This is a genomic window from Azospirillum sp. UENF 312511 (genome assembly GCF_058780635.1).
On sequence record NZ_JBSNCG010000003.1, the window covers coordinates 133,558 to 149,945 of the forward strand.

Annotated in this window: 10 protein-coding genes; 3 read left to right on the plus strand and 7 right to left on the minus strand. The window is 70.3% G+C overall.

The features are described from left to right. Window positions 1-16: 16 nt before the first annotated feature. Window positions 17-3,388, minus strand: a complete 3,372-nt coding sequence (locus ACWPN7_RS11975) for a PAS domain-containing protein (RefSeq protein WP_459197661.1) — start codon at window positions 3,386-3,388, stop codon at window positions 17-19. Between the two features lie 58 nt (window positions 3,389-3,446). Further along, window positions 3,447-3,734: a hypothetical protein gene (locus tag ACWPN7_RS11980; RefSeq protein ID WP_459197662.1), complete on the minus strand. Its 288-nt coding sequence runs from the start codon at window positions 3,732-3,734 to the stop codon at window positions 3,447-3,449. 230 nt (window positions 3,735-3,964) lie between these two features. Between ACWPN7_RS11980 and ACWPN7_RS11985 the strand changes: the two genes are divergently transcribed. After that, entirely contained in the window at window positions 3,965-5,416 is a 1,452-nt protein-coding gene (locus ACWPN7_RS11985; protein ID WP_459197663.1) for an FAD/NAD(P)-binding protein, read from the plus strand. Between the two features lie 47 nt (window positions 5,417-5,463). On the opposite strand, the gene ACWPN7_RS11990 is transcribed toward ACWPN7_RS11985, so the two are convergent. After that, window positions 5,464-5,955, minus strand: coding sequence for a cupin domain-containing protein (locus ACWPN7_RS11990; RefSeq protein ID WP_081862918.1), 492 nt, complete (start codon window positions 5,953-5,955; stop codon window positions 5,464-5,466). A gap of 155 nt (window positions 5,956-6,110) precedes the next feature. Here ACWPN7_RS11990 and ACWPN7_RS11995 point away from each other — a divergent pair, with 155 nt between their 5' ends. Continuing rightward, a complete protein-coding gene (locus ACWPN7_RS11995) occupies window positions 6,111-6,755 on the plus strand; it encodes a dienelactone hydrolase family protein (RefSeq protein ID WP_038528202.1) in 645 nt (214 codons plus the stop codon). A 77-nt stretch (window positions 6,756-6,832) separates the two neighbouring features. Further along, complete coding sequence (locus ACWPN7_RS12000) at window positions 6,833-7,705, plus strand: alpha/beta hydrolase (RefSeq protein WP_456511454.1); 873 nt, start codon at window positions 6,833-6,835, stop codon at window positions 7,703-7,705. Window positions 7,706-7,836: 131 nt separating this feature from the next. Here ACWPN7_RS12000 and ACWPN7_RS12005 read toward each other — a convergent pair whose 3' ends face one another. The 4 genes from ACWPN7_RS12005 to ACWPN7_RS12020 all read right to left on the minus strand — a co-directional run bounded on the left by ACWPN7_RS12005 (window position 7,837) and on the right by ACWPN7_RS12020 (window position 16,381). Next, window positions 7,837-9,522, minus strand: coding sequence for a methyl-accepting chemotaxis protein (locus ACWPN7_RS12005; RefSeq protein WP_459197664.1), 1,686 nt, complete (start codon window positions 9,520-9,522; stop codon window positions 7,837-7,839). Between the two features lie 233 nt (window positions 9,523-9,755). After that, window positions 9,756-11,645 (minus strand): response regulator, encoded by a 1,890-nt coding sequence (locus ACWPN7_RS12010; RefSeq protein ID WP_459197665.1) that lies wholly within the window; start codon window positions 11,643-11,645, stop codon window positions 9,756-9,758. Window positions 11,646-11,659: 14 nt separating this feature from the next. Continuing rightward, the gene (locus ACWPN7_RS12015; protein ID WP_492273292.1) at window positions 11,660-14,158 is read right to left on the minus strand and encodes a hybrid sensor histidine kinase/response regulator; all 2,499 of its coding nucleotides are present in this window, start codon (window positions 14,156-14,158) and stop codon (window positions 11,660-11,662) included. Between the two features lie 270 nt (window positions 14,159-14,428). After that, on the minus strand, window positions 14,429-16,381 hold the full coding sequence (locus ACWPN7_RS12020) for a response regulator (RefSeq protein WP_492273293.1): 1,953 nt from the start codon (window positions 16,379-16,381) through the stop codon (window positions 14,429-14,431). Between the last annotated feature and the right edge of the window lie 7 nt (window positions 16,382-16,388).

A 16,388-nucleotide genomic window follows, 5' to 3' on the forward strand; every position in this document is an offset into this window, starting at 1 on the left:
GGCCGCGGCGCACGCCTCACGCCGACACGGCCTTCAGTTGCTGGTCCACCGCCGCCGCCAGTTCACGGGGCGTGACCGGCTTGTGGATCACCGTCAGCCCGTGGGCAGTGGCGTCCAGCAGGCAGTCCGGCCCCGTCTCGCCGGTCAGGATCACCCCCGGAATCCCGCTGCCGTAGCGCTCGCGCACGCGCAGGATCACCTCGGTCCCGATCCGTCCCTCACGCAGCCGGTAATCGGCGATCACGATGTCGGGAACGCGGGTCTGTGCCGACAGACGCTCCATGGCCTGATCGGCGCTGCCCGCCGCCAGCACCGCATAACCCCATTCCGTCAGGATCAGCTGAAGCCCCATCAGCACGATGGCGTCGTCGTCCACCAGCACGGCAAGGCGGCCCTGCCCCATCCCCGGTGCCGCACCCCCGGCCCCTGCGGCGGCGGCGACCACCGTTTCGCCCATCGGCACCAGAACCCGGAAGGCCGAGCCCTTGCCCACCGCGGAACGCACCTCCACCGGATGATCGAGCAGCCGCGACAGGCGCCGCACGATGGCGAGGCCGAGGCCGAGGCCCTGGTTGCGGTCCCGCTCCGGGTTGCCGACCTGATGGAACTCCTCGAAGATCCGCTCCAAATGGTCGTCGGGAATGCCCATGCCGGTGTCCTGGACGACGATCGACAGGAACCGCCCGTCCGGCCGGCACTGCACCCGCACCAGCCCGCTGTCGGTGTAGCGGATGGCGTTTTCGACCAGATTGCGCAGCATCCGGCCCAGCAGCGTGCGGTCGCTGCGCACCCGCCCGGCGGCGACCTCGACTTGCCAGCCGATGCCTTTGCCCGCGGCGACCGGCGCGTAGGCGGCGCGGATGGGGTCCAGCACCTCCCCGATGTCGAAATCCTCGAACACCGGCGTCACCACCCCGGCGTCGAGGCGTGACACGTCGAGCAGGCTGTCCAGCAGCCCCTTCAACGCGTCCAGCCCCTGCTCCAGATGGGTCAGGATCTTGGTGCCGGCGGGGGACCCGACATGCGCCGACAGGGCGGCGGCGAAGAAGAACAGCGACTGGAGCGGCTGGCGCAGATCGTGGCTGGCCGCCGCCAGGAACTTCGACTTGGCGAGGTTGGCGCGCTCCGCCTCGTCGCGGGCGGAGCGCAGTTCGGCCTCCATCGCCTTGCGCTCGGTGATGTCCTCGGCGACGGTGATGCGGTAGGCCGGCTCCGTGCCGGTGATCCGGGCGAGCGAGGAGGTCACCCGCACCCACACCGCCCCGCCGTCCTTGCGGCGGTAGCGCTTTTCCAGCGCGTAGCTGGACAGTTCCCCGGACAGCAGCCGCTCGATCAGTTCTTCTTCCGCCGCCAGATCCGCCGGGTCGGTGATGTCGCGGTAGGTCCGCCTCAGCAACTCCTCGCGCGGATAGCCAATGATGTCGCAGATCTTGGCGTTGACGTCGAGGATGCGTCCATCCAAGCCGACCCGCTCGATGCCCACCGCGGCCAGTTCAAAGACCGACCGGAAGCGTTCGTCGCTCTGGCGGCGCGCCGTCTCGGCCCGGCGCAGGTCGGTGACCTCCATCACGACGGCGCCGACTGCCGCGACCTCCATCCCTTCATGCACGGGGAACAGAGCGGTCAGCCAGTGGCGCGTCACGCCGGGTTCTTTGGGCGTCTCACCCACGATCTCCCGGTAGGGGATCGGTTCGCCACTGTCGAACACCCGGTCGATCAGCGGCTCGACGCTGGCGCCCACGACGGGCATCAGGTCTGCCAGCGTGCGCCCCATGTGAGCCTCGGCCAGGATGCCGTTGCAATCCGCCAACTGCTCGTTGATGCGGATGTAGCGGCGCTCGCGGTCGAAGAAGGCGAAACCGACCGGTGCGTTCTGCAGCAGGCTGTTCAACTGCGCCAGCAGTGCGTTCTTTTCCCGGTTGGCCGAAACCAGCGCCGCCTCCCCCCACTTGCGGGCGGTGGTGTCCTGGAAGAAGACGGCCAGCCCGTCCGGCGACGGAAATGCCCGCACGGCGAACCAGGATTCGAAGGCCGTGCAATACTCCTCGAACTCCACCGGCGTCTGATCCTGCATGGCGCGGCGGTAATTCTCCCCGAACGCGCTGGCGACGACCTCCGGGAAGACGTCCCAGAGATCCTGGCCGATCAGGTCGCGCCCCCCGGCGATCAGCGTCCGGGCGCGCTCGTTCATGAAGGTGATGCGCCAGTGGCGATCCACCTCGAACACGCCGTCGGTGATGCTGCCCAGAACGGCGGCCGTCTTGTGAGCCAGCGCGTTGGCCTGCTCCCGAACCTGCTGCTGGCGGGCCAGTTCCTCGGCCATGCCGTCGAAGGCGCGGGCCAGCGTGCCGAGTTCGGACGACTGGTCGGCCACGCCGCTGCGCGCCGTCAGGTCGCCGCCCTTCCAGCGCTCCGCCGTCGCGACCAGCGCCGCCACCGGCCGCCGCAGGAACCGGCTGGCACCCCACCAGACGGCGAGCAGCGTCAGCAGCAGCACTATGGCGATGCCCGTCATCGCCTGAACCATCGCGCCGCGGATGGGTCCCAGCGCCTCGCCCTTGTCCAGGCAGACCACGACGCCGATGCCGTCCAGGCTCCGGCTGGTCGGCTGATAGGCGACGATACGCGGCCGCCCGTCCGGCCCGGTCACTTCGGCGACGCCGGGTGCGTCACGGGAGAGCAGCGCGATGACCGACGGGGACAGCACGCCGCCATCCGTCTGGCTGGGCCCCGTCTGGCTGGACCCCGTCTGGTTCGGCAGAGGCGGCACCGGGGGCACCTGGGCGACCACCCGGTCGCGGCGGTCCACCAGCGTGATCCGCGCGTTGTCGGACAGCGGCCGCTTGGACAGGAAATCGGCGATCCAGGAAATGTCGGTCATCGCCGTCACGACACCGGCCGCCCGGCCCTCCGCGTCCTGGAAGGCCAAGGCGACGGGCATGGCGGAGCGCCCGTCGGTCCGCCGGAAGACATGCTCGCCCAGCGTCATCCGGCCGCTGTCCAGCGCGTCGCGGAAATAATCGCGGTCGGCGATGGAAATCCCCAGCGCTGCGCGATCGGTCGAGCAGCGCACCACCCCGTCCAGCCCGGCGATCACGATGCCGAGATGGCCGGGATACGACGCGCGCAGATCGTCCATCAGCGCCTGACAGGCCGGAGAACCGGGCGCGCGCGCCGGGTCGGCCTTCACCAGCGTGCTCAGCACCTGCCGCAGCCCGTCGATCATGCGGTGCTGCTCCGCCTCGAACAGAGAGGCGAGGTGCAGGGCGTCCCGCCCCACCTCCGCCTCCCGCGCGGCGCGGAGGGCCAGCTCGTTCCTGACCTCGATGACGGCCGCCGGAATCATCGCCACGAGGACGAGAAGCAACAGGCGGTGAAGCAAGCTCATGCAGGGCGGCTTTCGGAAAATGGTTCCGCGTGACCGTGCGCGATGCTCGACCGTCCCGTCAACGGATACGCGTTGCCTTCCAGGCGCCGGAGCGTTCGGCGCCGGCGGCGATGCGACGGTCGGCGATCTCCGTTTCATCCACCTCGGCGATCCCGGCGTGCTTCAAGGCGCGCAGAAGGACGCTGCGGACGGTCGTTCCCTCCTCCTCGGCGCGGCGGCGGACGGCGCGCTTGACGCTCTGCGGCACCATGGCGGCCAGTTGCACGTCGGGTTCACGGCGGTCCGACGGCGCTGGATTGGCGTTGGACGGAATGGTGTGGGCGGGTCGGAGGGAGTGGTCGCGCATCGGTCCTGCCGTACATGGTTCGAAGGTACGAAACCATCCCCGCTTATAGTTAATTTCTTGTTAACCATAAATCCAGCGGCAGTGCCAGGGGTTTACCCTACGCCGGAATAGCGGTTGACCTGTCCAATCCTGCACCGAAGAGTGGCCGGCTGGGCCATCCGGCGCGGGATAATCCCCTGGCACCGGATCACCGCCCCCCTTCGCACGGCCAGAGCAGAGGAGCGACGACGTTGTCAGCACGCCCTTCGAAACGCCGCATCGCCATCATCGGGGCCGGCTTCACCGGCAGCGTCCTCGCCGCGCACCTGATGCGCTGCGCCGATGAGCCGACGAGCCTGCACCTGATCGAACGCACACCCAGCGTCGGTGCCGGGCTCGCCTACTCCACGCCCAACGCCGCGCATCTGCTGAACGTGCGCGCCTACAACATGAGCGCCTATCCGGATGACCCGCGGCACTTCCTGCGCTGGCTGTGGGCGCAGGATGACGGGGCCGGGGCGGTGCCGCCCAGCGGACACGCCTTCGTCTCACGCGGCCGCTACGGCGCCTACATCCAGGACGTCCTGCGGGAGGCCGTAGCCGCCGCTCCACCTCACGTCTCGCTCACCGTGTCGCAGGCGGAGGCGGTGGACATCGCGTCGGACGCGCGGGGCACCCGGCTGCGGTTGGGCAACGGCACCAGCCTGTCGGTGGACACCGCGGTTCTCTGCGTCGGCAACTTCGCCCCCTCGCCGCCTCCGGTCCCGGCGCCGGAGGTCTATGCCTCCAGCCGCTATATAGCCTCGCCCTGGGACTGGCCGGCGCTGTCCACGATCGCCCCCGACGCGCCCGTGCTGATCCTTGGCACCGGGCTGACCATGGTGGACACCGTCCTGTCGCTGGAGGACCAGGGGCACCGCGGCCCGATCGTCGCCCTGTCGCGCCGTGGCCTGCTGCCCCAGACGCACGAGGAGACGCGCCCCTTCAGAAGCTTCATCCACCCGCAGGTGATGCCGCGCACCGTTCTGGACGTCATGATCGCCCTGAAGGCCGACGTCCGCCGCGCGCGGGAGACGGGGTTCGACTGGCGGTCGGCCTTCGACGCGCTGCGGCCCTACCATCACCTGATCTGGAGCCATCTGCCGACCGAGGAGCGGCGGCGCTTCCTGCGCCATGTCCGCCCCTATTGGGAAGTCCATCGCCACCGCATCGCGCCCGAGGTGGCGGCCCGCATCGCCGCCCTCTGCGCCAACGGGCGGCTGGCCATCCGCGCCGGCCGCCTGCAGACGCTGACTCCCGTCCCGAGCGGGGTTGAGGCGACCGTCCGCGCCCGTGGGGCGGAGGGAACCGTCTGGACCCGCAAGGTGGGGGCCATCGTCAACGCCACCGGCACCGAGTGCGACTTCAGCCGGATCGCCCACCCGCTGGTCAAGGCGCTGCTGACGCGCGGTCTGGCGCGGCCCGACCCGCTGCGGCTGGGGCTGGACGTCGCCATGGACGGCGCCCTGATCGGCGAGGACGGTCGGGCATCGGACCGGCTGTTCGCCCTCGGCCCGGTCAGCCGGCCGCCTTTCTGGGAGATGACCGCGGTGCCCGAGCTGCGCAACCAGTGCGCCCAGGCCGCCCGGCACATCGCCGGGCTGCGGCGGTCCGCCTACCCTCTGGTGGAGCCGGCCTTTCTGGGCGCGCGGGCGGTGCCCTGACGGATGGGGGGACCGGATGGGAGTACCGGATCGCGCCCCCGCTCCCCTCACCAGGGGGTGCCGTCGCGATGCGTGAAGAGATCCGTCACGCTGTCGTAGCGCAGATCCTCGTCCGGGTAATGCGCCTCGTCCCCCGCGCTGCGGTCGCCGACCTCCAGGTAGGTCGCCGGTTCGTCGGAACGGTTGACGAGCTGGTGGCCGTCGGGCTTTCCGGCCGGAAAGCCGGCACACATGCCGGGACGCAGGACCGTCTCGCCGGCGTCGGTGACCAGGGTCAGCTCGCCGTCCAGCACATAGATGAACTCGTCCTGGCGGGTGTGCCAGTGCCGCAGGGCGGAGGCGGCGCCCGGCTCCAGCCGGGTCAGGTTCACGCCGAAGTTGGTGATCCCCAGCGGGTTTCCCAGCCGCTTGCGCAGGCGTCCGGCAACCGCCGCGCGGAACGGCTCCGGATAGTCGGTGGCGCCGAGCTTCGCCCCGACCGCGGCGGGGTCGAGGACTGGCACGGTGGGCGGGGTACAGGCGGGGGGCTTGTCTGACAAAGGTGGGTCTCCCTTCACCGGGGAACGATACCGATCTCTGGATTCGGTCCGGGATCGTCACTGTAGGCCATCGGGCACGGACCGACCATCCGGCCTGTTGAGCCACCGGCCGGCCAGCTCATCGGGGCAAGGCCCAACGAAAGGGGGAAAGGCGCATGGAGACGACGCTCTACATTCCACCGCTCGGCCTTGCGGGCCAGTTCGACGCGCCCGCCGATTTTGCGGCGGCGGTGATCTTCGCCCATGGCACCTCCAGCGGACGGATGAGCCCGCGCAACCTCCGCGTCGCCGCGCGATTGCGCGAGGCCGGATTCGCCACGCTGCTGATGGACCTGCTGACCGAGAAGGAGAGGTCCGACCCGGCCAACCAGTTCGACGTCCACCGCCAGTCCGAGCGCCTGCTGCTGGCCGTCCGCCACCTGCGCGCGACCACCGCGGTGGAGCGCAAGGCCATCGGCTTCTTCGGCGCCGGGTCCGGGGCGGCGTCGGCGCTGATCGCGGCCGGGCGCGCCGCGGAGCACGATGGCGTCGGCGCCGTGGTCTGCCGCGGTGGTCGCCCCGATCTGGCGGAGGAGTGGCTGAACGCCGTCGCCGCCCCCACCCTGCTGGTGGTCGGCGGCAAGGACGCCCCGGCGCTGGACCTCAACAACGACGCCTTCGCCCGGCTGCACTGCACCAAGGCGCTGGAGGTCGTCCCGGGGGCCGGGCGCCTGTTCGAAGAGACGGGGAAGCTGGATCAGGTGGCCGATTCCGCGCGCTCCTGGTTCGCCACCCATCTGCTCAAGGCTGCCAACGGCTGAGTGTGGGTCGACAGCGGGAGCGATGCGGGCTACCTCTGGTTTCCCTACCGCATCGCAGCATCCGGATCCGACCGCCCATGCCCCAGCTCGAAATCCTCAGCCGCCGCCCTGCCGGGCCGGTGAAGCCCGTGCCCCTGCTGTTCGTCCATGGCGCCTTCTGCGGCGGCTGGATCTGGGACGAGCATTTCCTGCCTTGGTTCGCCGAGCAGGGGTGGGAGGCGCACGCCGTGTCCCTGCGCGGACACGGCGCCAGCGAGGGGCGGGAGCGGCTGAACAGCTTCGGCATCGCCGACTATGTGGATGACGTTCTGAGCGCGGTGGACGCCTGTTCGGCGCCTCCGGTGCTGATCGGCCATTCCATGGGCGGCATGGTGGTCCAGCGGGCCTTGATCCGCCGCCGCTTCCCAGGGGCGGTGCTGATGGCCTCCGCCCCGCCGCACGGCCTGCTGGAATCCACGATGCGGCTGGCCTGGAGCGATCCCTACGTGTTCCAGCAGATGGGCATGCTGATGACCTTCTCCAACGGGATCGAGGCGGAGGCGGTGCGCCGTGCCATGTTCTCCGACCGGGTGCCGCTGGAGTTGGCCAAGCGCTACGAGCCGCTGATGCAGGAGGAGTCGCAGCGCGTGCTCCTGGACATCGGCGGCTGGATTCCCTTCCCGCTCCTGCCGGCCCGCGGCGTCCGCGTGGCCGTGCTGGGCGCGGAGGAGGACCGGCTGATCCCCAAGGACCAAGTCGAGGCCACCGCCCGCGCCTTCCGGACGGAGCCGGTGTTCTTCCCGGAGATGGGGCACAGCATGATGCTCGAACCCGGCTGGGAATCGGTCGCCCGCCACGTCGCGGACTGGGTGGAGACGACCGTTCTGGCGAAACCGGCGCTGGAAAAGGCGGCGCCGAAGAAGACGGTTCCGGCGGCGCTCCCGGACACGGGCACGCGCGCCGCCGACTAAAGCAAACTTCCGTTCGCTTTAGATTCACATCGCCTCACTCGCCGGCGAGCTTCGACCGCACATGCGGCCGGGATCGCCGTCGCGGTCCAAAGCGGATTGCAATCCGCTTTAAGGTCCCGGCGCGCCGCCGTTCACTGCGTGCGCAGGGTCCGCAGGAAGCCGCCGATCTCGCCGTTCAGGGTTTCCGACTGCTGGGCCAGTTGCCGGGACGCCTCCAGCACGGCGTAGGCCATCTTCCCGCACTGCCCGGCGGCATCGGTGACGCCGGAGATGTCGCGCGCCACGTCGCGCGTGACATCGGCGGCCTGCTGGACGTTGCGGCTGATCGCCTGGGTCGCCGCCCCCTGCTCCTCCACCGCCGACGCGATGATCGTGGCGATGCCGTTCACCTGCTCGATCACACGCGCCACCCCGCCGATCTCCGCCACCGCCTCGCCGGTCGCGGACTGGACGCCGGCGACCTGGGCGGCGATCTCCTCGGTGGCGCGGGCGGTCTGGCTGGCGAGGCTCTTCACCTCGCCCGCGACCACCGCGAAGCCCTTGCCGGCCTCGCCGGCGCGCGCCGCCTCGATGGTCGCGTTGAGCGCCAGCAGGTTGGTCTGCGCCGCGATGTCGTTGATCAGGCTGACCACGGTGCCGATCCGCCCGACCGCCTCGGCCAGCCCGGTCACCTTGCCGGTGGCGCGCTCCGACGCGGTGGCGGCGTCCCGCGCGATGCGCGAGGCGTCGGCGACCCGGCGGCTGATCTCCCCCACCGACCCGGACAGCTGCTCCGTCGCCACCGCAACCGTCTGCACGTTGGTCGAGGTCTGCTCCGTCGCCGACGCCACGGCACCGGCCAGCCGGTCGGTCTGCCCGGCGGCGCGGGTCATCTCCTGGGCCTCGCGCTCCATCGCCTCGGTTTCGTGCGACACCGACTTCATCACCTCGCCGACGCTCCGCTCGAACCGTTCGGCGAGATCGGCGAGGGTGCGGCGCTTGTCCTCCTCCGAGCGGCGCAGCGTGGCGGCCTGATCGGCCTCCAGACGCTTCTTCTCCTCGGCGTTGCTCAGGAACACGCGGGCGGCGCTGGCCATGGCGCCGATCTCGTCGCGGCGGGTCGCCTCGGGAAAGGCAACGGAAAGGTCGCCGTCCGCCAGAGCGTGCATGCGGACGCTGAGGCTGCGGATGGTGGCGCTGAGCCGCACCCCGACCAGCGCGATCAGGCAGACCGCCGGCACCGCCAGAAGGCCGGCCACCGCCAGAACGGTCCACAGCGTGTTCAGGAAGGCGCCGCGGATGTCGTCGATGAAGACGCCCGTCCCGATGTAGATGCCCCAGGGCTGGAAGGTTTTGATGTAGGACAGCTTCGCCGCCGTCTCGTCGCTGTTCGGGGCGACGTTCCAGAAATAGCCGTAGGTACCCTCCCCCGAGGCCTTGGCGATGCGCGCCATGTCCATCAGGATCGGCGCGCCCCTGGTGTCCTTCACGCCGGACACGTCCTGCCCCATCAGCTTCGGGCTGGGATGGGCGAAGCCGAAGCCGTCCAGCGTGATCGCGAACAGATACTCCTGCCCGCCGTAGCGCATGCCGAGAAGCGACCGCTTGAAGCGGGACTGCGCCTCCTCCCGCGTGATCTGCCCGGCGGCGGCCTCCGCCTCGTAGGCGGCGGCCATGCTGTGGGCGGCCTCGACCATGAAGCGGAGCGACTGGACGCGGTCCGCGTGCATGCGCTGGTAATTCAGCCAGAGGCCGGCACCGACGATGGCCGCCGACGCGATGCTTGCCAGAGCCACCAACCCCCAAATCTTCGAGCGGATGGACACATTATCGAACATGACAACCTTTCCGACAAATCCGCGCCGATGGGCGGTGGCACGCATGAGCGTTTCCATGCCGGAATGCTATCGAAGCAATCGTGACTCATTTGTTAATGGTTTTATTTAATTTTGTTCAAAGAAATTCGAACAACTTCAGAGCAACCATCGAGATTGTTTTGGTGCCTCGGCCCGAAAATAGATAACTCAAAGGAGACTTAAAAGAATGCGGCAACCAGCTTTGGTTGCTCCGCTCACGCGCCGGGGGCTGATTTCTGCGTCAGGACGAGAAAGACCTTTTCCTCGAGCTGCTCCGGGGTGAAGGGCTTGGCGATGTAGGCGCTGACGTTGTGGGCCAGAGCCCGCTCCACCGCCTTCAGCGTGGCGAGCGCCGTCACCATCAGGAAGGGCAGATCGCGCCGCACCTCGCGCACCCGGCGCAGCACGTCCAGGCCGCTGGCCTTCGGCATCATCCAGTCGCAGACGATCAGGTCGTACGCGCCGTCCCCGGCCAGCCGGAGCAGCGCCTCCTGGCCGTCCGACGCCGTGTCTATGTGGCCGATGCCGAGGTCGCGCAGCACCGATTCGACGAAGTGCCGCGGCCCGTCCTCGTCGTCGACGACCAGAACGCGGATGGCGCCGAGGTCGATGAAGGGCACGCCGATCACCCCCAGCGCCCCGCGCATCCAGGAGGCGCGGGCCGAGCGCTCCTTGCCGCCCGTGGCGCCCAGCAGGAAGGAGCGCACGAAGCGCGGCCGGTGCACCTGCCGGTACAGCGCCTTGGCGACCGCCGCCCGGCTCTTGCCGCGGCAGAAGGCGCCGTCGCCGGCCAGCCGCACCATCTCCAGCACCGTGTCGGGGTTCGGCTCGTCCTTGCCCTGGAGGGGGCTCAGCAGACGCTGGGTGCGGATGAAGGCGTTCTGGATCTCGTCGATCTGCCCGGCCATATGGTCGCGGGCTTCCTCCGCGAAGGCGCTGTCGAGCACGAGCTTCTGGACCTCCGACAGCCCCTTCAGCTTCTCGGTCTTCTCCTTCCAGCAGTCGAGCAGGCGTCCGGCGAAATCCCGCCCGTCGAAGAATTGGGTCAGATATCCGTTCACCGCCCGCTCGGCGCTCGGCGACAGCGGCATCCTCTGCAGGACGAACAGGATGCGGAGCTTCTGCATCAGCGTCCGCCCCTTGGTGATCTCGGGCAGCGTGTCCTCGTTGACGAGCAGAGCGCTGCGCCGCTGGAGCGCCGCCTCCGTCCGGGCACCGCCGAAATAGCCCTCCCCCGTGCGCAGCCGCTGCGACACCTGGCTCAGCGCCATGATCTCCCGCTGCACCGCCTCCACCCCGAACAGGTCGCCGGCGCTGGTGATGGTGAAGCGGTCGGGCTTCGACAACTCGCGGCGCAGCGCGACGATCAGGCTGTCGCTCAGCACCGGCATGGCCGTGCGGCGCACCAGCGTCTCAAGCCCCTTGAAGACCGGTGGCGCCTCGTCGGACAGCGGCTTGTCCCCGGCGATCAGCGTCACGATCATGTCCACCCGGTCCACGAAGGGCGCGTCCAGGGAGCAGGAGGCGGTGCCGGTGTCGCTGCGCAGGATCTCGCCGAGCAACCGGTCGAGCGGCGCCAGCGCGTCGGCGTCCTCCAGGCCGTCCGCCACCTCCAGCAGGAGCCGCGCCTTTTCGGCGAAGCTGCGGCCCTGGTACAGGTGCGTGGTCAGCGCCGCATCGACCATGAAGCGCCCGGTGAAGGCGTCGCGGGCGGCGATCAGCCGCTCCGCCGTCGCGGCGTAGCTGGCCGGAGTCAGGTCCGGCGGCTGGGCGTCCTTCAGCCGCTCGCGGGTCAGCCGGGCGACCTCGTTGACCAGGGCGGTCAGCGCGCCCTTGCGGTCCATCGCCCGTTCCGCCTGCTGCAGGATGGCGACGAAGGTCGGGATGTTGGACAGGCTCTGCTGGTGGCGGGGGGAATGCAAAAGCTCGGTCGGGGTCAGCGCGTTCTCGTCGAAATAGCGCTGGCAGTGCCGGCCGATGCTGTCGCGGCCCTGCGGGGTGTAGAAGTCCTCCGGGGTCCGGCAGACGACGGCGTCGCTCCCGCCATCCGCGTCCAGGTCACGACCGCTATCCCGGCCGTCCGCGATGCTCTGGTCCGATGCCATGCCCTAACCCCGTCTCATTCGGCCAGCAGCCCGCGCACCGCCTCGATCAGGCGGTCCGGGGCCACTGGCTTCATGACGATCCGGCGGCCCGGCTGTGCCGTCATGTCCGCCGCCGTTTCATGGGACGCGTAGCCGGTCAGGAAGAGGATGCGCAGGTCGGGGTTGCGCTCCGCCAGGGCGCGGCTCAGCTCCAGCCCGTTCATGCGGGGCATCGACATGTCGGACACCACGGCGTCGAACAGCCCGCCGCATTCGTCCCAGCGCTCCAGCGCGTCCAGCCCGTCCACCGCCTCCGTCACCGTGCAGCCGGCTTCCTCCAGCGCCAAGCGGACGTAGGTGCGCACGGAATCCTCGTCGTCCACCAGCAGGATGGCGGCCCCCTCGTCCTCGCCCAGCCCCAGCCCGTCCGCCAGCGAACCGGCCTGAGCGGGAGCGGGAACGGCGGGCAGATGGATGGAGAAGACGCTGCCACGCCCGTCCGGCCCGGCCTCCATTTCCACCGCCCCGCCGGCCTGCTGGGCGGTGCCGTAGACCATCCACAGGCCGAGGCCGGTGCCCTTGCCCGGCTCCTTGGTCGTGAAGAAGGGCTCCCAGATGCGGTCGCGCACCGCCTCCGGCACGCCGCAGCCCTCGTCGATGACGCGGATCACGGCGTAGCGGCCGTGCGCCAGCGCGCCGTGCCGCCCGAAGAAGCCGGCATCCGGCAGGGCGCTGTCCAGCGCGATGGTCAGGCGCCCGCCGTCCGGCATGGCGTCGCGCGCGTTGAGGGCGAGGTTCAGGATGGCCTGGTTCAGCATCACCGGGTTGGCGACGGCGTGCGCTTCCCCGTCGCCGATGCGGATGTCCAGATCGATGCCGGCGCTCAGCAGCGGCTTCAGGAAGACCTTCAGGTCGCGCACCAGCGGCGCCAGCGCCACCACCTCCGTCTCGTCCGACGGTCGGCGGCGCGAGAAGTCGAGAAGCTGGGCAGTCAGCGCGGCCGCCCGGTCGGACGCCTTGGCGATCTCCCGCACGCAGGTGGTGACGCGCGCCGGATCGTCCGGCGCCCGCTCGGCCAGCCGGGCGAAACCGCCGATGGCGGTCAGCATGTTGTTGAACTCATGGGCGATGCCGCCGGCCATGCGGCCCACCGCCTCCATCTTCTGCGACTTCTGAAGCTCCGCCTCCGCACGGCGGCGCTCGGTCACGTCGTTCAGCACCAGGAGAACCGCCGCCTCCCGCTGGTAGACCGCTGGGAAGGCGCCGATCTCCACATGGCGCTGCTCGCCCGACGGGCGGGCGATCGCGCATTCCACGCGCTGGTGGTCGCCCTCCGCGCCCATCCCGAGCCGCGTCGTCACGGCCTCCGCCTCGACGATGAAGCGGTTGAGGTCCACCCCCTCCAGCCCGCCGCTGCCGCCCACCCCCAGGATGGACGCCGCGGCGGCGTTGCCGAAGCGGATGGCCCGGCGGTCCCAGATGACGATGCCGTAGGGCGCCAGCTCGACCAGCTGGCGGTAGCGCTTCTCGCTCTCGCTGAGCGCGCTGACGGTGGCCTCCAGCCGTTCCGTCTGGCCGGCGAGCTGCTCCTCGCGCCGCTTCAGCTCGGTGATGTCCATCAGGATCTTCACGATGCCGCCGGAGCCGGTGGCGTGCTCGCTGATGCGGTACCAGCGCCCGTCGGACAGGCGGCCGTCCACCGGATCGGTGTGCAGCAGGTGGCGCTTCATCCGCTCGGCGATCCAGTCGGCCATCTCGCGGTCGTCGCCTTCGTACCCGCCGCGCTCGGCGGCGGCGCGCAGGATGTCCTTGAAGGCGGTGCCGGGCACCAGCACGTCGGCCAGATTCGGGTAGGCGCTGCGGTAGCGCTCGTTGCAGAAGATCAGGCGGTCGTCCGGGCTGAACAGCACGAAGCCCTCGGAGATGCTGGACAGCGCGTCGTGCACCACCGACTGCATGAAGCGCGCCTCGACCAGGGCCAGCGTCTCCGCGGTCGTCTCGATGCCGGTGCCGCGGTAGCCGGCGAACCGCCCGTCCGCGTCGGTGAAGGGCTGGGCGCTGATGCGGAAGACACGGGTGTCGCCCGCCCCGTCGCGCAGCGTGATTTCCAGGTCGCGAAAGGCCCGCCCGGCCTCGATGTCGGCCAGATGGTCCAGCCAGGTGTCGGTGTCCTCGACCAGCGCGCCGAGGTCGAGCAGCGAATCGCCGAACACCGGCGCCGGATCGCCGCCGAGAAGCTCCGGCAGCCGTTCGGACACGTAGGTGTAGCGGTGGTCGGAGGCGCTTTCCCAGAACCAGTCGGACGCGGCCTCGGCGAAGTCGCGGAAGCGCTGGCGGCTGGCGGCCAGTTCCTCGTTGGCGGCGCGCAGCAGGCGGGCGGAGCGGTCGAGGGCCGCCGCCGCGGCGCGGGCGCGGCGCACCGACAGCACGGCCAGCGCCGCCATCGCCAGCGTCATCACGCCGAGCGGCAGCATCAGCCGGTCGCGCCCCTCCTCCGGCATCATCACGGCCAGCAGGCCGGCGGCGCCGAGCATGAGGAACAGCAGGTCGGTCAGCCCGCCCGGCCCGCGGCGCGGCGCCGCGTCCCCGCCCGGCCGAACGGCACGGACGTCGAGGTCGGTGTCGGTGGGGGCAGCCCGCCCCGGCCGGAAAGATCCACGGAGCCCCGCTCCATCGTCATGGGTGTACCGCCGCGCAAGGCGCGATCTGCATAGACCCGTAATAGGAGGGGAGCCGTTAACAGCCCGTTTCGCTGTTCGCCTTCGTACGATCGGATTCTACCGTGAGCATACGATTTCCACCGCTCAGCGCCGGTTCACCAGAACCAGGATCTTCTCTTCGAGCTGTTCGGGAGAAAAAGGTTTGGCGATGTAGGCGGTGACGTCGTGGGCCATCGCCTCCTCGACCGCGATGATGGTGGCAAGCGCGGTGACCATCAGGAAGGGCATGTCGGGACGCACCGCGCGGACCAGCTTCAGGAACTCCAGCCCCGACAGGCGCGGCATCTTCCAGTCGCAGACGATGAGGTCGAAGGCACCCTGCCGCTCCTCGAATCGGGTCAGTGCCTCGCGCCCGTCCTGGGCGATGGTCAGGTCGGTGATGCCGAGGTCGCGCAGGATCATCTCGACGTAGCCTCGGGCGGCCGGCTCGTCGTCGGCCAGCAGGACGCGCAGCGTGTTCATGGCGCGCATCGGCAGGCCGGCGCCGGCCAGCGTGGCGAAGAACTGCGCGAAGCGGTCGGCCCGCTGCTCCGTCGCGTCCTTGCAGCGGGCGAGGTAGCCGCGCAGGAAGGCGGTGGAGCGGACATGGTGCCCGACCAGCTCGCGCGCCGCCGCCACGCATTTCCCCTCGGTGAAGGCGCCCTCGGCGAGCAGGCTGGCGAATTCCATGACCTCGTCGACGTGGGGTGGCCGGTCCTTGGCGATGCGGGCGAAGACCTTGTTGGTCCGCAGGAAGGTGTTCTGGATCTCGTCGAGCATGCGGACGTAGCGCTCGCGCAGGCCGTCCGGCAAGGTGGAGCGCGCCACGCGCCGTTGCAGGTCGGCCAGCGCCTTGATGCGGGCACGCGGCGTGCGGGCCGTTTCGAACAGGCGCTGGGTGAAGTCGCGGGCCTCCAGGTGGCGACGCAGATGGGCGACGATCATGCGCCGGCTGCGCTCCCCCGACACCGCCCCTTCGAAGGCCAGCAGATCGACGATGCGGGCGTAGTGGCTCTTGGCGTGCAGCACCGCCTCCAGCCGCGCGCCGGACAGCAGCAGCGCCACCCGCCGGTCGATCAGCCGGGTCGTGCGCTCGCCGCCGATCACCCCGCCCTTCACCGTCAGGCGCGCGGCGAGGAGGCTGATCGCCGACAGCTCGTCCAGCACCGCCGCGACGCTGTTCGGCTCCGCCTTGGTGCCGGACAGCGGTGCGTCGCCGATCAGGGCGTGGTGAACTCCCGCCTCCAGCCCCAGCCGGGCGGCGCGCGCCTGATGGCGGGCGACGAAGGCAGACAGGCGGTGCAGCACCGCCGGGGCGTCGGGGTGCGACGGCGCCTCGCCCCGCCAGACCATCGCCATGGCGTCGAGCACGCCGCGCAGCCCGTCCGCCCAGCCGAACAGCGCCTCGACCACCAGCCCGTTGGCCAGCATTTCCCCGACGATCTGGTCGAGGATGGCGATGCCCTCGCCGGACAGCCCATCCCCGTCGAGCGAGAGGATTCGCACCAGCCGAAGCTCGTGGTTGCGCCCCTCCCCCAGCCAGGCGGACAGCCAGCAATCGATGGTGTGGCGCCCGGCGAAGCCCGGCGTCCGCGTCATGGTCTGGGCCACGGTGGCGGCAAACTGCTTGGCGTCGATGGACAGGGCGGTGCCGCTGTGGGCGCGCCGGGCGGTGACGGCCAGCACCTCCTGCTCCAGCCGCTTCAGCTCTTCCAGCCGCATGGCGGGTGACCGGCGTCCGGGGCGGGCCTGCCGCTGGGCCACCCGCTCCAGCACCTGGACGCGGCGCGGCCAGTCGAGGAAGGAGCGCTGCGGCTCCACCTTGTGCAGGAATTCGGTGGGGGTGATGCCGCGCGTCTCCAGGAACTCCGCCAGTTCCTCCGCGATCAGGAATCGCGCGGCGGGAGCAAAGATTTCCTCGACCCGGACGCAGACGGCGGACTCCGGCAACTCCTCCGGCGCGTCGCCGCTCAGCTCGCCGAGGAGCGCGTCGACGTCGTAGGCGCCGATGGGAATGCCGTCGGTCGGAAGGGAGGAAGGCGGCGGCACGGCGCTCATCGATGCC

Coding starts and splice junctions, on each gene's coding strand:
- ACWPN7_RS11975 (WP_459197661.1), bottom strand. CDS start 3,388: ATGAGCTTGCTTCACCGCCTGTTGCTTCTCGTCCTCGTGGCGATGATT.
- ACWPN7_RS11980 (WP_459197662.1), bottom strand. CDS start 3,734: ATGCGCGACCACTCCCTCCGACCCGCCCACACCATTCCGTCCAACGCC.
- ACWPN7_RS11995 (WP_038528202.1), top strand. CDS start 6,111: ATGGAGACGACGCTCTACATTCCACCGCTCGGCCTTGCGGGCCAGTTC.
- ACWPN7_RS12000 (WP_456511454.1), top strand. CDS start 6,833: ATGCCCCAGCTCGAAATCCTCAGCCGCCGCCCTGCCGGGCCGGTGAAG.
- ACWPN7_RS12005 (WP_459197664.1), bottom strand. CDS start 9,522: ATGTTCGATAATGTGTCCATCCGCTCGAAGATTTGGGGGTTGGTGGCT.
- ACWPN7_RS12010 (WP_459197665.1), bottom strand. CDS start 11,645: ATGGCATCGGACCAGAGCATCGCGGACGGCCGGGATAGCGGTCGTGAC.
- ACWPN7_RS12015 (WP_492273292.1), bottom strand. CDS start 14,158: ATGCTCGGCGCCGCCGGCCTGCTGGCCGTGATGATGCCGGAGGAGGGG.
- ACWPN7_RS12020 (WP_492273293.1), bottom strand. CDS start 16,381: ATGAGCGCCGTGCCGCCGCCTTCCTCCCTTCCGACCGACGGCATTCCC.